The sequence below is a fragment of the Kitasatospora sp. MAP12-44 genome (assembly GCF_029892095.1).
Lineage (GTDB): Bacteria > Actinomycetota > Actinomycetes > Streptomycetales > Streptomycetaceae > Kitasatospora.
Genome location: NZ_JARZAE010000004.1, coordinates 5147020 through 5163462, shown reverse-complemented (window position 1 = coordinate 5163462; position 16443 = coordinate 5147020). Strand labels below are relative to the sequence as shown.

The following is a 16443-nucleotide window of genomic DNA, read 5'->3' as shown; positions in this document are numbered from 1 at the left end:
TCACACCGCGCGACGCTGCCACCGTCGATCCCAGGGAGCTCTGTTCCTCTGCGTGCTGGAGCAGGTACGGAGACGTCGCGTTGGCGAGTCGGTTCATAGCGGCATCGTCCCATACAGCCGATGTCCCGCGCCGTCATCGGCACTGCCGACGCCCACCAACCTGCTGCCCCGGCCGCCGACTGAGGGAGCCCCCGCTGCGGCACCTCACATGACGAGGAGTCCCGACTCCATGGCCCGAACAACCGCAAGAGTCCGATTCGGGCAGTTGAGCTTGGCCAAGATGATGCCGACCGCGCGCTTGACTCCATGTTCGGAGATGCTCAGCGATCGAGCGACCTGTCGGTTGCTCTGCCCCTCGGCAATCAGGCGCAGTACCTGTTGTTCGCGTGTCGTCAGTGCAATCATCGACGCGCGCTTCGAGGTGCTGTCATCACCGGCTCGCTCGGGTGCCGTCACGGATCGTCGCACCAGGGTCGGCGACACATGAAAGCGTCCGTCCTTCACGTCGACGATCGCTTCGCGCAGGGTCTCGGGGCGGAGATCTGCCCAGTCCAGGAAACCGTTTGCACGATCGACCCAGGACTGCTCCACAACGTCTGCCGAATCCACCAGGATCAGTACATTGATGTTGTGGATGCGCAGGTTTTCAGCGATCTCGTCAGGCGCAGACCGCAGAGCATCGCTGGATGAAATGATCAGCCGGCCGTTGCGGAACGTCGAGAGATCCTCGATGTCTGTGATGAATTGCACTGCGAACGGGATGTCGAGCGAACGCAGCATTCCCTCGATGCTGTATCGACGAATGTCGTCCTGGATTGCCAGCACGACCGCCGTCTCAGTGTGCAACAGAGATGGTCCACCCCGCGGGTAGGAGACTCGTCCGCCAGATGCATCATGCATCAAGTAGTGTCTCCTACCGGCGTAGCGTTCGTGATTTTCGCTGCTCGGCATCAGTTGCCGTACGCTGCCCATATCAGTGATCCCCCGTTATTTCAGTTAATGTCTGGAAGGTTCGACCCCTGATAAGTGAGCGTGGCATGGAGGGGCGGGAAGTGTCGACCCCTAACTAATAGGACTCCGTTAGGGGCTGTCCCGGGTGCGCCCGCGGCGACGACGCGGGCGCCGCGTCGTCAGGCGGGCTGGACGGTGATTGTGCAGAGGCGCTTGGTGGCCCGGGTCAGGGCTACGTACAAGTCCCTGTCCCCACCGGGGCGGGCCGTGATGATTTCCTCGGGGTTCATGACGACGACCCCGTCGAATTCCAGGCCCCGTGCTTCGGACGCCGGCACGATGCGTGCGTGGCGATCGATGCCCTGAGCCGTCAGCTCGCTCACCCTGGTGTCCGCGCAGACCACTCCCAGCAGCTCGCCCGGGTGCGCGGTGCTCTGGGCGCGGAGTTCCTGAACGACGGCGGTGACCAACTCGTCCGCGGGTGTGGTCACGGTGCGAGGGCTCTCACCGCTTCGCAGTGACCGGGTGGGCTTCTGGTCCGGAGCGATCCGCGCGAGCAGGTCCCGGACGCTCTCCAGGATCTCCTGCGTGGTGCGGTAACTGACGGTCAGGTTGTGCATCTTGAACCGCGGTCCGACGTGCGGGCTCAGTGCTTCCTTCCAGTCCAGTGCTGTCGCGACCGGGCCTGCCTGGGCGAAGTCACCCACCAGCGTCATCGCCCTTGACGGGCAGCGGCGGATGATCATCCGCCACTGCATGGCGGTCAGTTCCTGCGCCTCGTCGACGACGACGTGCCCGTACGTCCGCTTGGGGGGGCCGTCGACCAGGCTCGCCGCCTCGTCCAGCAACGGCACATCGGCCTCGGTCCACGGGTCCTTGGGACCGCGCAGCAGCAGGGACCGCTCCTGCGCGGTCAGGCGGGGCAGGCACTCGGCGATCGCGTCGGCGTTCGTCAGGAGCGCCTTCACGAGGTCACCGGGTACCAGCTGCGGCCACAACACCTCGACCGCTCGGTCGACACCGGCGTCGTCGAGGAGATCGGCTCGGATGGCGTCCAGGTCCAGCTCGTGGACCGGACCCGGGTCGGCCGCACCTTCGACACGGCGCTGCGCGGCTCCCGTGAACCGGTCGAGGTTGATGCCCGTCATCCTCTCGGCATCGGCGTCGATCTGCTCCAGGAGGTCGCCCATGTCTCGTTGCATCGCGTCGGTGACGGCGTCAACCAGGAGCTCTTTGAACACCAGGCGCGCGGGGTTGTGCCCTGAAACGGCTGCCAGCGCGGCATCGCGTGCCCTGGCGACCTCCTCGCCGGAGAGGTGGACCAGTTCCTGTCCGACCCGCACGGTGAAGTCACCGGCGGGGGCCTGGTGGACGCGCAGCAGGCCGGCCAAGGCGTCGGCAAGGTCGGAGCTGCCCTTCAGACGCGCCGTATCGATCGGGCCCACCGTGTCCGTGGACACTCCGGCCAGTTCCCGGCAGGTCGCCAGCACGACGTCGTTCTCTCCGAGCGAGGGAAGGACCTGGGAGATGTAGTCGAGGAACCGGGCGTTCGGGCCCACCACCAGGACACCCTCCGCCGCGGCGCGCGGGAACGCGTACAGGACGTAGGCCGCCCGGTGCAGGGCGACCACCGTCTTGCCAGTGCCGGGCCCGCCCTGCACCACGGTCACCCCGCGGTGGGCGGAGCGGACGATCTCGTCCTGCTCGGCCTGCAGCGTCGCGACGGCCGCGTGCATCCTGCCCGTACGCCGTGCCGACAGAGCCTCGGTCAACGGGCCGTCCCCGATGACGTCCTCGTCGGTCGGGGCGGTCCCGTCCAGCAGTTCGTCGCTCACCGAGATGACCGTGCGCTCCTCGAGGCGCAGGTGCCGGCGCCGCCGCAGGTCCATCGGGTGGACCGGTGTCGCCTCGTAGAAAGCCCGCGCCGCCTTCGCGCGCCAGTCCACGAGCAGCGGCAGGTCATCCTCCTCCGTCTGCAGTCCGATCCGCCCGATGCGCAGGGCCGTGCCATCCGTCCAGTCGATGCGCCCGAAGACCAGCCCCTTTTCGGCGCCCTCCAGCCGGCCGATTTCCTTGGCCAGACGATCGGCGGCGATTTCTCGCTCGTATGCCTCACCGGCGCTGTCCGCCGTTCCCTTCAGCACACTCGCTCGGTGTGCTCGCGCCTCGGAAAGCCGCTCGGTGAGCAACGCGTACAAGGAGGACACATAATCCTGCTCCGAGCCAACCGCACGCACAGCGGGATCAGTCATGTTCGACAACAGGGGCTCCTTCGATTCAAGCCGCACCATACGGACAGCCCTTCACGCGATGGTGTGAAGCTCGGCGCTGCGGGCCTCTTCGTAGTCCGGCTCCGGTGCCGGCTCCTTCTTCTTTCCGGCGGCAGGCAGGGTCACCAGCAGCACAACTGCTCCGAGGAGCGCGATGAGCGCGATCCAGCCCGCGCCGACATGCATGGCATGGACGAACGCATGGTCAGCAGCCTGAGCAAGATCGGGCCGGTGGATAGCGGCGGCGACGTGGCGGGTCTGTTCGGCGGAGACCCGCGCCTGGTCCTGCACCGGACCGGGTGCACCCTTCAGCGAAGGTTCGATCGCATGTCGATACGTGATCGACATGATCGTGCCGCCTACCGCGATTCCGATCACACTGCCGGTCTGCCGCACGGTGTTGGTGACGGCCGATCCCGCACCGGCCTGTTCCAGCGGGAGGTTGCTGATCAATGCGGCCGTGACGGGGCCGATCGCCATGCCGATCGAGAGTCCCTGCAGCAGCAACAGGATCTCGATCCAGACGAGTGGGGTCTGGAGTCCGAGGAACGCGTACCCGCCCATGGTCAGCGCAGCCACGGTGATCGCCGGTACGGCGACCAGGCGTAGCGGCAGGCGGCGAACCAGGCGCGAGGCGATGGGCGCCGACGCGAGCGCGCCGAATGCGGTCGGGATATTGGCCAGACCCGCCTTCATCGGTGAAAATCCGAGCGCGCCTTGCAGGTAGAACGCGTTGTAGAAGGTGATGGCGGCCACACCGAAGAGCAGCAGTCCGAGCGCCACATTGCCGCCACTGAAGGTGCGTTGCGCGAACAGTCGCGGATCGAAGCTGGGCACCTTGACACGCAGTTCGACGAGGACGAAAACGGCCAGCAGAACCAGACCGGCAATGATCGGCCCCCAGACGTCGGCACGACTCCACGATGCGACCTGCCCCGCCCGGATCAGCCCGTAGACCAGCACCACGAGCCCACTCATCGACAGCAGCATTCCAGCGGGGTCCAGCGGCCGCCGCGTGGGGCTGCGGAAGTTCGGAACCAGCACGACGAGCCCGATCAACGCCAATGCCGCGACGGGGACATTGATCAGAAAGACCGAGCCCCACCAGAAATGATCGAGCAGGAACCCCGCCAGCACCGGGCCGGCCGCCATTCCGACACCGGCCGACGTCGAGAAGATGCCGATCGCGGCAGCCCGCGCGGGACCGGTGAAGGTCCACATCAGGATGGCCATCATGGCGGGCGTGATCAGCGAGCTGCCCACCCCCATCGCGGCTCGAGCCACAATCAGCTGGCCCGCGTTGCTGGTGTACGCCGCCCAGAGCGAGGACCCGGCGAAGATCACCAGCCCACTGGAGAACACGGTCCGGTGACCGAACCGATCGCCCAATGCTCCTGCTGCGAACATCAGTGTGGCGAACGCCAGCGTGTACGCACCGGTCGCCCATTGCAGCTGACCGGGATTGGCCCCCAGTCCACGGACCGGGTCCGCAAGGGTCTCCAGCGCAGTACTCAGGACGGTATTTTCCAGCCAGATCAGCAGCGAACACAGCATAAGAATGGCAAGAATCAACCGCTGCCTGGACTTCGGCAGCATCAGAGACGCGGTCATGACCACCTTCGACTATCGATCGACGGGAGCTTGAACGACGGGAACTATAAGCAAAATTCCACGACGTCGTCAAGCTTGGAGTTTCTCGTCAAAACTGTTGCGGCCGGGCGGACCATATGCCCCTGCCGGATTTGCGGACCGGATAATTCTGTGCCTCCGGCGGATTTCCGAGATAGGGGTTTTCACCCCCGGATAGGGGTTGCGGCCGAGTGGATTTTCTGGCTGCTGAGCGAATCGAGCCAGCGCCGGAGGTGCGCGGCGGTCTCTGCCACCTTTTCCTCGATGATCGAGAAGTGATCTGCCTCGATGTACTCGGCCGGTCCACGGTGCAGCCAGTCGGGGACGGGGTCGACGTCCCCGAAGCCGCTCAGCGTCACGGTGGCCCGCAGATTCAGCGTCGGCGCGGCGATCGGCCTGGCCTCGCGCTCGGGGAAGATCCGCACATAGCCGCCCATGGAGACCAGGCCGTGGTCGTCGACGGGGGTCAGTGCGTGGTCCCGGGACAGGATCTGCCCCAGCGCGTCGGTGAGCACCAGGCGGTTGAGTTCGTGCTCTCCCGGGGAATAGGTGTCGATCATCGCGACGCCCGCGAGCTCGCCACCACCGTCCTCGATCCGCCGGGCGACCGCATGGGCGAGCGCACCACCGGCCGAATAGCCGATGAGCGCCGCCGGGCCTCGCTCGAGTTCCGAGGCGACGGCCGCGGCGAGGCTCTCGATCGCCGCCGCCCAGGTCGCCGGCAGGTCGTCGCCCGCGCGCGTGCCGGGCAGCCGCAACGCACTGACCTGCCGCTCGCCGCGCAGTTCGCGAGCCAGGCGGGCGAACTGGTGGGTGCCCGATCCCGCCAGGAACGACGGGAGGCAGATCAGTGCCGGTGCCGCGGCCCCGCGCGCCAGGAGCTGCGCGGCCGGGCGCCGGGCGGCGGCCTCGTCGGCGCAGTACGTGGTCATCAGAGCCGAGCTCGCGACCAGCAGCGGCAGCGCCCCTGCCAGCTCACCGCGGCGATGCGCCGCCGACACCAGGTCGGTGATCGTGCCGCGCACGCCGGCCGGTGCCTGCTCGACCACGCCGGTGTCGGATTCCTCGATCAGCGATCGCACCAGTTTCGCCACATCGCCGGCGGTCGGGTGGTCGAAGATCAGCGTCGATGGCAACGTCAGCCCGGTCAGCTGTGCGAGCCGGTTCCGGAATTCGACGGCACCGAGGGAGTCGAAACCGAGCTCGGTGAACGGCGCGTACGGGTCGATCACGTCGCCGGACAGGTGGCCGAGGACCGCCGAGGCGACGTTGCGCACCTCTCGCAGGACCACACCGTCGCGGTCGGCGTCGGGCAGTGCGGCCAGCTGCCGCGCCAGGCTGACACCGGTACTCGCGGCGGCCGAGGGAACCCGGATCATGCCGCGCAGTACCGCGGGCAGTGTGCCGCCGCGCGCCAGGTCGGTGAGCGCCGCCGTGTCCAGCAGTGCCGTCGTCGGTGTCGCCCGATCGGTCGCGAGTGCGTTGTCGAACAGCGCCATCCCGGACTCCGGGTCGATCGGGATCAGGCCCAGCCTGGCCCGGATCTGGCGGGCGTACTGCTCGGCGCCGTCCCCGCTGAGGACCTCTGCCATGCCGACGGTCCACAGTCCCCAGGCCAGCGAGTGCGCGGGCAGGCCCGCGCTGCGCCGCAGGCGTGCCAGCGCGTCCAACGCGGCGTTCGCGGCGGCATAGTTGCCCTGTCCTTGTCCGCCGAGCAACGGCGCCGCGGACGAGAACAGCACGAACGCCGACAGCTCCAGGTCACGGGTCAGCTCGTGCAGGTGCAGTGCCGCATCGACCTTCGGTGCCAGCACCCGTGTCGTCTGCGCGGCGGTCAGGGTGTCGAGCGTGCCGTCGTCCAGGACGCCCGCCGCATGGATGACGGCGGTCAGCGGGGCATCGGCGTCGATGTCGGCCAACAGGGCCTGGACCGCGGTGCGTTCGGTGACGTCGCACGCCACGACCCGGACGTGGGCGCCGAGTTCGGTCAGCTCGGCGGCCAGTCCGGCGGCGCCGTCCGCGGCGGCCCCGCGCCGCGACACCAACAGCAGCCGTCGTGCGCCGCGCGCCGCGACCAGATGCCGGGCGACGATCGCGCCGATGCCGCCGGTGCCGCCGGTGATGAGCACGGTGCCGCGGTCGAACGACGGTGGCACGCCCGGTTCGGCGGCGGGCAGCGGCTGCAGTCGCGGTGCCAGGATCCGGCCCTCGCGCACGGCCAGCTGCGGTTCGTCCTGGGCCACGGCGTCGGCGAGCGACGTGATCGGCAGGGTGTCGCTGTCGTGGTCGATGAGCAGGAACCGGCCCGGGTGCTCGGACTGCGCGCTGCGCACCAGGCCCGCCACGGCGGCTCCGACCAGATCGGGTTCCTCGCCGGGCAGTCCGGCGGCCGTGCGCGTGACGATCGCGAGCCGGCCGGGGCGATCGGCGCCTATCCAGCCCTGCAGCAGCGCGAGCGTCGTCAGCACGCCGGCGTGGATGTCCGCCACGCCGCCACCGGTTCCGCGGGGCGCCGGCCAGACCACCGTGTCGGGAGCATCCTGCAGCAGAGCGAGTTCCGCGAGATCGACACAGCAGGTCGGGGGCTCAGGGGCCTCGACGGTCGCCGGGTCGCCGAGCACAACGATGCGCCCGGCGTCCGCCTTGGTGACGGCCGGCACGGCGACCCACTCGACGTCGAACAACGGTGCCGCGCCTCGCAGTTGGGCCAGCGCCTGCTGATCGATCGGGCGGGCCCGCACCGACTCCATGCTCAGCACGAGGGCGCCGGTTGCGTCCACCGCGTCCACCCGCAAGGTGTTCGGTGCGATGCGGGCGATGCGGGCGCGCAGGGCACCCACGCCGGACTGTGCCAGCTGGACACCCTCGAAGGCGAAAGGCAGTGGCACCCGGCCGTCGGGCCCGCCCTCGGCGAGCTGGTCGACAGCCGCGTGGAACACCGCGTCCAGCAGTGCCGGATGCACTCCGAAGGCGGTGGCGCGCGCTGCGGTGTCGGTGTCGAGCGCCAGGTCGACGAAGACTTCCTCCCCACGCGACCACGCGGCGCGAACGCCCTGGAACACCGGGCCGTACCCGAAGCCGAGGTCGCCGAGCGCGCGGTACACCTGCTGCGCGTCGACCGGATCGCCCGCAACCGGAGGCCACACCTGGGACCAGCCCGGTGCCGCGGTCGGCGTGGCGGGCGTGAGCAGGCCACGGGCATGCAGCACCCAGGCGTCGGCGGCGCGAGCGTGGATGGCCACGGTCCGGTGCCCATCGGCGTCGGGTTCGCCCACAGCGAGCTGAAGGTCCGCGGCACCATCGGTGGTGAGAGTCAGCGGCGCCGCGAGCACCAGTTCCGCCAGGCGCGGCACGCCGAGCCTGGCACCAGCGGCCAGCGCCAGTTCCACGAATCCGGTACCCGGCAGCACGACCGTGCCGAAGAGAGCGTGGTCAGCGAGCCATGGGTGGGTGCGCAGCGAGATCCTGCCGGTGAACAGCCACTCGTCCTTGCCGGCGAGCTGTACCTGGGCGTGCAACAGCGGATGGTCCGCGGAGTCGCCGCCGGCGAGCGGCGCAGCGGCCTCCGCGGGCAGCAACCAGAATCGTTCGTGCTGGAAGGGGTAGGTGGGCAGCGTGATCCGTGCCTGCGGTCGAGCTCCGAAGTAGGCCGCCCACCGCACCGGTTGGCCCGCGCAGTGCGCCGTTGCCAGCGCGGCGACCAGTTGCTCGGCTTCGGCGACCGTACGACGGGATCCCGCAACCACCGTTGCGCGCGCTGCGAGGTCTGTCGCCAGCGTGGCGCGGGTCATGGCCGTCAGCACCGCGTCCGGGCCCAGCTCGACGAACAGGCGCACACCCGAATCGAGCAGTGACCGGACCGCCGGGGCGAAGCGCACCGCCTCGCGCAGCTGGCGTACCCAGTACTCGGGCGTCCCCACCGAATCGTCGGCGAATGCGCCGGAAACCGTGGAGCACAAAGGGATTCGTGGCTGGTGATAGGTCAGGCCCGCGGCAATCTCCGCGAACTCGGTCAGCATCGGATCCATCAAGGCGGAGTGGAACGCGTGGCTCACCCGCAGCCTGCTGGTCTTGACGCCCTCGGCCACCAACCTCGACTCGAGCGCCGCCACCGCCTCGGTGTCTCCGGAGAAGACCACCGCATCGGGAGCGTTCACAGCGGCCAGCGAGACCGCGCCCACTGCCGGATCGGCATGACCCGCCGCCAGCAACTCCACGGCCCGCTCCTGCGGCACCGCGGCGGCCAGCATGCTCCCACCTGTCGGCAGCGCCCCCATCAGTCGGCCCCGGGCCGCAACGAGTCGGCACGCGTCCGACAACGACCACACACCGGCCGCATACGCCGCGGCCAGCTCGCCGATCGAATGCCCGGCCACGACATCCGGGGTCACGCCGAACGACTCGACCAGGCGATACATCGCCACCTCGAACGCGAACAGCGCGGGCTGGGTGTACTCGGTGCGGTCCAGCAGGGTCTCGGCGGTCGCGCCGAACATCACCTCCCGCAGCGAATGCCCCAGGTGTGCGTCGAATTCCGCGCACACCTCGTCGAGCGCGGCCGCGAAAGCCGGGAACTCCCGGTACAGCTCAGCGCCCATCCCGATCCGCTGCGCGCCCTGACCGGTGAACAGGAACGCTGTCGTGCCGCTCTGACCGGCGCCGTTGGCGATGCCCGCTGCCGGCTCGTCCGCTGCCAGGCGCGCCAAGGCCGCCAGCAGCGTCTCCCGGTCCGGGCCCACGACGGCGGCGCGCTGCTCGAGCCGCGCGCGGTGCAACGCCAGCGTCGCCGCGACATCGGTCAGGTCGAGCTCCGGACGTTCGCGCAGCGCGTCGTGCAGACGGCGCGCCTGGGTCCGCAGAGCGGCAGGCGTCCGCGCGGACAGCAGCAGCGGCACGGCCGCCGGGCGCGGTGCATCGGCCGGCCGCGGCAAGGCCGCGGGCGCCTCTTCGAGGATCACGTGCGCGTTGGTCCCGCTGATCCCGAACGACGACACACCCGCCCGGCGCGGACGCTCCCCGACCGGCCACGGCTCGGCCTCGGTCAGGATCTGCACCGCGCCCGCCGACCACTCCACGTGCGGCGACGGCGCGTCAACATGCAAGGTGGGCGGCAGGATCTCGTGCCGCAGCGCCTGCACCATCTTGATCACACCACCGACACCGGCAGCCGCCTGCGTGTGCCCGATGTTCGACTTCAACGACCCGATTCGCAGCGGCTCGGCGCGATCCTGTCCGTAGGCGTTGATCAGCGCCTGCGCCTCGATCGGGTCACCCAGCGTGGTGCCGGTGCCGTGCGCCTCTACCGCATCCACCTCGGCCGCGGTCACCCCTGCGTTGACCAGTGCCTGCGCGATCACCCGTTCCTGGGACGGACCGTTGGGTGCGGTCAAGCCGTTGCTCGCACCGTCCTGATTGATGGCGCTACCGCGGATCACGGCCAGTACCGGGCGCCCGTTGCGCTGCGCGTCGGACAACCGTTCGAGGGCGAGCACGCCGACGCCCTCGGCCCATGAGACACCGTCCGCAGCATTCGCGAACGGCTTGCAGCGCCCATCCGGTGACAGCGCCCGCTGCCGGGAGAACTCCAGGAACAGCAGCGGAGTCGACATGACCGTCACCCCGCTGGCCAGGACCAGCGACGTCTCCCCTGCGCGCAGTGCCTGCACCGCCAGATGCAGGGCCACCAGCGACGAGGAACACGCCGTGTCCACCGTCACCGCGGGCCCTTCCAGACCGAGGGAGTAGGACACCCGGCCGGAGACGACGCTGCCGGCCGATCCGGTCGCCAGATAGCCGTCCGCGGCACCGTCGGCGGCATCGCGCGCCGAGTAGCCGTAGTCCTGGTACATGACGCCCGCGTACACCCCGGTGTCGCTGCCCCGCAGTGCGGTCGGATCGATACCGGCATCTTCGAGCGCTTCCCAGGACGCCTCGAGCAGCAACCGCTGCTGCGGGTCCATCGCCGCTGCCTCACGGGGGCCGATTCCGAAGAAGGCGGCATCGAAATCACCTGCGGCATGCAGGAATCCGCCTTCTCGGGTGTAGATCTTGCCGGGCTTGCCGGGCTCGGTGTCGTACAGGTGGTCGACGTCCCAGCCGCGGTCGCCCGGGATCGGGGTGATCGCGTCGACGCGCCCGGTGATCAGTTCCCAGAGCTGGTCGGGATTCTCGACGCCGCCGGGATACCGGCAGCTCATGCCGACAATCGCGATCGGCTCGTCGACCCTGGCCTTGGCCCGGGTCGAGGCGGGGCGCGGTCGCGTCGGCGCCGAACCGTCGACCCGGGTCCGCAGGAAGCCCGCGACAGCGGCGGCGGTCGGATAGTCGAACACCAGCGTGGCCGGAAGCTGGACACCTGTGGCGGCGCTCACCCGGTTGCGGAACTCGACTCCGCCGAGCGAGTCGAATCCCAGTGCGGCGAACGGTGTTTCGGGGTCGATGGCGTCGGCCGACTCATGGCCGAGGACCGCGGCGGCGATCGCCCGGACCTCAGTGCGGATCAGCGCCTCCCACTGATCGGCGGGGGCTTCGAGCAACCGCTGGCGCAACGGGCTGTCGGCGACCTGGCCGCGCGACGGTACCTGAATCAGGCCGCGCAGCACCGCGGGTAGCGTGCCGAGTCGGCCCAGCGCGGTGAGGGACGGTGTATCGAGCAGCGCGGTCATCAGCATCGGTTCGCTGGTGGCCAAGGCATCGTCGAACAGCTGCATGCCCGTGTCCGGCTCGATCGTGGACAGACCGAGACGCGTGCGGATCTGACGCACCAGATGTTCGGCACCCGGGTCGTTCAACGCCTCGGCCATGCCGCGCTTCCACAGCCCCCAGGCCAGCGAATGCGCGGGCAGACCGGCGCTGCGGCGCGCCTGGGCGAGCGCGTCCAGCGCCGCGTTGGCGGCCGCGTAGTTGCCCTGGCCCTGCCCACCGAGCAGCGGGCCGGCGGAGGAGAACAGCACGAACGCCGACAGGTCCAGGTCGCGGGTGAGCTCATGCAGATGCCAGGCGGCATCGACCTTCGGGGCGAGCACCCGATCCACCTGCTCGGCGGTCAGGGTTTCGATGGTGCCGTCGTCGACCACGCCCGCGGTGTGCACGACAGCGGTCACCGGTTCGTGCGCCGGTACGGAATCCAGCAGCGCCGCGACCGCGGCGCGATCGCTGACATCGCACGCGGCGACGCGTACGTCGGCGCCCAGCGCGGTCAGCTCGGTGACCAGCTCCGCGACGCCCGGCGCGGCGGAGCCGCGGCGCGAGACGAGCAGCAGTCTGCGCACCCCGTGCCGGGTGACCAGGTGGCGTGCGGTGACGGCGCCCAATCCGCCTGCGCCGCCGGTGATCAGGACCGTGCCGTCACCGAAGGGCTCGCCGGTCGATTCGGCGGTGGTCGTACGCATCAGCCGCGGTGCCAGCATGGCGCCGTCGCGGATCGCGAGCTGCGGTTCGTCCGTGGCGACTGCGGCGGCGATCCACCGGCGCAGGTCCGCGAGGCCGTCGTCGTCGAGGTCGAGGTCGTCGTCGAGGTCGACCTGCACGATGCGCCCCGGATATTCCGACTGCGCACTGCGCACCAGGCCGCGGACGGCCGCTGCCGCGGGGTCCGGCGTCTCACCGGGCAGACCTGACCCATGGCGGGTCAGCACGATCAGCGTCGAGTCGGCGCAGCCCGGTTCGGCGAACCAGTCGCGCAGCACCGCGAGGGCGTGGTGCACGGCGGTGCGGATGGTCGCGGGGACGTCGTCGCCGTCCGCCGACGCCGTTTCGGGCGCCCAGACGACAGCCGCGCCTGTGTGGTCCCCGGCTGTCGCGAACGCCGCGACAGCCCCGAACGTCTCGGCGCAACCCGCGACGGGTCGCCCCAGTGCGACCAGTCGCCGGTCCGACAGAGCAGGTGCCGTCACCGCAGGTGCCGTCACCGGCTTCCAGTCGAGAGCGTAGAGCGGGCTGCGGGCACCGGCGAGAGCGCGCGCGTCCGCGGGGCGGGCGAGCACGGCGTCGACCGACAGCACCGCGGCGCCGGTGGCGTCGCAGGCGTCGATGCGTACCTTCTCGGGACCCGAACGGATGGTGCGGACGCGGACCGCGGTGGCGCCGCGCCGGAACACCCGGACGCCGCCGAAGGAGAACGGAAGCGGCAGCCTGCCGTCGGGCAGGTCGTCGGCGAGTGCATCGATGGCAGCGTGGAAGGCCGCGTCCAGCAGCGCCGGATGCACCTCGAAGCCCGCCGCCCGGCGCGCTGTCGTCTCGTCCAGGGCCACCTCGGCGAACGACTCGTCACCACTGGTCCAGGCGGCGCGCACGCCCTGGAAACTCGGGCCGTAGCCGAATCCCAGGTCGGCGAGCCGGTCGTACAGACGCGTTCCGTCGATCGGCGTGCCGTCGGCCGGGGGCCAGTCGGGGTCGATCCAGGCCTGCGTCACGCCGTCGGCGGGTGCGAGGGTGCCGGTGGCGTGCAGCGTCCAGTCCGGCTCGACCGGGGTGGACCCCGCGATGCCGGTGACGGCACGCGAGTGGATCGACAGGTGTCGACGGCCGGTGTGGTCGGGCTCGGTCACCGAGACCTGCACGTCCACGGCAGCGGCACCGTCGAACAGCAGCGGCGTCGCCAGGACGAGTTCGTCCACGACGGGCAGTTCCAGGCGGCTCCCCACGGCCAACGCGAGATCCACGAACCCGGTGCCGGGCAGCAGGACCGTTCCGAAGGCCGTGTGGTCGGCGATCCACGGCTGGTCGGTGGTGGAAAGCCTGCCGCTGAACAGCCATTCGTCGCGACCGGCGAGCGGCGCGGCGACGCGCAGCATCGGATGCTCGAGCGCGGCGAGACCAGCGCGGCCCAGGTCACCGAGCGCACCGTCGTCGGGCTGCACCCAGTAGCTGCGATGCTGGAAAGCGTAGAGCGGCAGGTCGAGATGGGTGACCGGCCTTCCTGGCGACAGCGGCGCCCAGTCGACGGCAACGCCCGAGCAATGGGCGGCGGCGAGCAACTGCAGGAACTGGTCGACCTCATCGACGCCGCGCCGTGACGCCGCCGCGACCAACGAGCGAGACGCCACCTCGTCGAGCACTGTCTGGCGGGTCATCGCCGCCAGCACCGCGTCCGGACCCACCTCGACGAACCGGCGCACGCCGGCGTCGACGAGTGACTGCACGGCCGGGGCGAACCGCACGGCCTCGCGCACCTGCCGCACCCAGTACTGCGGCGTCAGCAGCTCGGGACCGGCCGGCGCACCGGACACCGTGGAGCACACACCCATGCGTGGCGCCCGATACGCCACCGACCTGGCGACCTGCTCGTACTCGGCAAGCATCGGCTCCATCAGCGCCGAGTGGAAGGCATGACTGACCGTCAGCCGGGTCGTCTTCACACCCTCGTCCGCCAGCCGGTCCCGCAGGGCGACGATCGCCGCCGTCTCGCCCGAGAACACCGTCGCCGCAGGCGCGTTCACGGCCGCCAACGAGACCGTCCCCGGCGCGAGCAGTTCCAGCGCCCGCTCCTCCGACACCGCGGCGGCGAGCATCGCTCCACCGCTCGGCAGCGCGCCCATCAACCGACCACGGGCGGCAACGAGCCGACACGCGTCGGCCAGCGACCAGACCTCGGCCACATAGGCCGCGGCCAGCTCGCCGATCGAATGCCCGACCACCACATCCGGGGTCACGCCGAACGACTCCAGCAGGCGATACACCGCCACCTCGAACGCGAACAGCGCGGGCTGGGTGTACTCGGTGCGGTCCAGCAGGGTCTCGGCGGTCTCGCCGAACATGACCTCGCGCAGCGACACCCCCAGCAGGGCATCGAATTCCGCGCACACCTCGTCGAGGGCGGCGGAGAACACCGGGAACGCGGCAGCCAGCCCCGCGCCCATGCCGACACGTTGCGCGCCCTGACCGGTGAACAGGAAGGCCGTCTCACCGGCGGCGGCGACACCCGACACGACATGCGCAGATGCCGAACCTGCGGCCAGGGCCGTGAGGCCGGCGAGCAGACCGGCCCGGTCGGCGCCGAGCACCGCGCCGCGCCGCGCCAGCTGAGCGCGCGTGGCGATCAGGACGGCAGCGACCTCGGCGTCATCCGCCTCGGGGTGGTCGGCGAGCCAGGTCAGCAGCCGCCCCGCCTGTGCCCGCAGCGCGCTCTCCGACTTGGCCGAGAGCAACCACGGTGTCCGCAGCGTCGGTTGAGCCGACTCCGACTGCTGTGCCGGATCGACAGCACCATCGCGCGGCGCCTCTTCGAGGATCACGTGAGCGTTGGTCCCGCTGATCCCGAAGGACGACACACCCGTCCGACGCGGACGATCGAGCTCCGGCCACTGCTGAGCCTGCGTCAGCAGTCTCACCGCGCCCGCCGACCAATCGACCTCGGGGCTCGGCTCGTCCACGTGCAGCGTCGCCGGGAGAACCCCGTGACGCATGGCCATGACCATCTTGATCACGCCCGCGACACCCGCCGCCGCCTGCGTGTGACCGATGTTCGACTTCAACGAGCCGAGTCGAAGCGGCTCCTCGCGGGCCTGGCCGTAGGTGGCCAGCAGCGCCTGCGCCTCGATCGGATCGCCCAGCCGGGTACCCGTACCGTGCGCCTCCACGGCGTCCACCTCGGACGCCGACAGCCGCGCGTTGGCCAACGCGGCCCGAATGACCCGCTCTTGCGAAGGCCCGTTCGGCGCGGTCAGCTGGCTGCTCGCACCGTCCTGGTTCACCGCGGAACCACGAACCACCGCCAGCACCCGATGCCCGCTGCGCTCCGCGTCCGACAGCCGCTCCAGCACCAGCACGCCCACGCCCTCGGCCCAGCCCGTGCCATCCGCCGACGAGGAGAACGCCTTGCAACGCCCGTCCGGCGACAGCCCGCGCTGCCGGGAGAACTCCACGAACGTGCCCGGTGTCGCCATCACCGTCACACCACCGGCAAGCGCCATCGCACACTCGCCCTGACGCAGCGACTGGACCGCAAGATGAAGCGCGACGAGCGAGGACGAACACGCGGTGTCGACCGTCACCGCCGGCCCCTCCAACCCGAAGGTATAGGCCAGCCGACCCGACGCGACGCTGCCCGCGCTCCCGGTCAGCAGGTAGCCCTCGAAGTCCTCGGGCGCGTTGGGCTTCCGGGAGCCGTAGTCGTCGTACATGACGCCCATGTACACCCCGGTACGGGTGCCCTTCAGCGCGGTCGGGGCGATGCCCGCGTGCTCGAAAGCCTCCCAACCCGTCTCCAGCAGCAACCGCTGCTGGGGATCCATCGCCGCGGCCTCGCGCGGACCGATGCCGAAGAGCTCGGCATCGAACCGGTCCGCCTCGTACAGGAAGCCGCCTTCGCGGGTGTACGAGGTCCCGAGGTGGTCGGGGTCCGGGTGGTACAGGTTTTCCAGGTCCCAGCCGCGGCCCTCCGGGAAGGGACCGACCGCGTCACGTCCGGCGCCCAGCAGCTCCCACAGGTCATCCGGGGAGGCGACACCGCCCGGGAGCCGGCAGGCCATGCCCACGATCGCGATCGGCTCATGGTCGCGCTCCTCCAGATGCTGCACACGCTGACGGCTCTCCCGCAGGTCGACCGTTGCCCGCTTGAGGTAGTCGCGAAGTTTCTGCTCGTTGTCCATGT

General features: G+C 70.2%; 4 protein-coding genes. All 4 read right to left on the bottom strand.

Going from position 1 to position 16443, the window contains the following annotated elements; translation table 11 throughout:
• Positions 1 to 204: 204 nt before the first annotated feature.
• Positions 205 to 825 (bottom strand): LuxR C-terminal-related transcriptional regulator, encoded by a 621-nt coding sequence (locus P3T34_RS23960; protein WP_280668102.1) that lies wholly within the window; start codon positions 823 to 825, stop codon positions 205 to 207.
• 305 nt (positions 826 to 1130) lie between these two features.
• Positions 1131 to 3158 carry an AAA family ATPase gene (locus P3T34_RS23955; RefSeq protein ID WP_280668101.1) on the bottom strand — a complete coding sequence of 676 codons (2028 nt, stop codon included), beginning with the start codon at positions 3156 to 3158 and terminating at the stop codon, positions 1131 to 1133.
• 96 nt (positions 3159 to 3254) lie between these two features.
• Positions 3255 to 4832 (bottom strand): MFS transporter, encoded by a 1578-nt coding sequence (locus P3T34_RS23950; RefSeq protein ID WP_280668100.1) that lies wholly within the window; start codon positions 4830 to 4832, stop codon positions 3255 to 3257.
• 182 nt (positions 4833 to 5014) lie between these two features.
• Complete coding sequence (locus tag P3T34_RS23945; RefSeq protein ID WP_280668099.1) at positions 5015 to 16441, bottom strand: type I polyketide synthase; 11427 nt, start codon at positions 16439 to 16441, stop codon at positions 5015 to 5017.
• Between the last annotated feature and the right edge of the window lie 2 nt (positions 16442 to 16443).

Excerpts from the sequence above, each read along its gene's own strand:
- P3T34_RS23945 (WP_280668099.1), bottom strand. The coding sequence starts at position 16,441 with ATGGACAACGAGCAGAAACTTCGCGACTACCTCAAGCGGGCAACGGTC.
- P3T34_RS23950 (WP_280668100.1), bottom strand. The coding sequence starts at position 4,832 with ATGACCGCGTCTCTGATGCTGCCGAAGTCCAGGCAGCGGTTGATTCTT.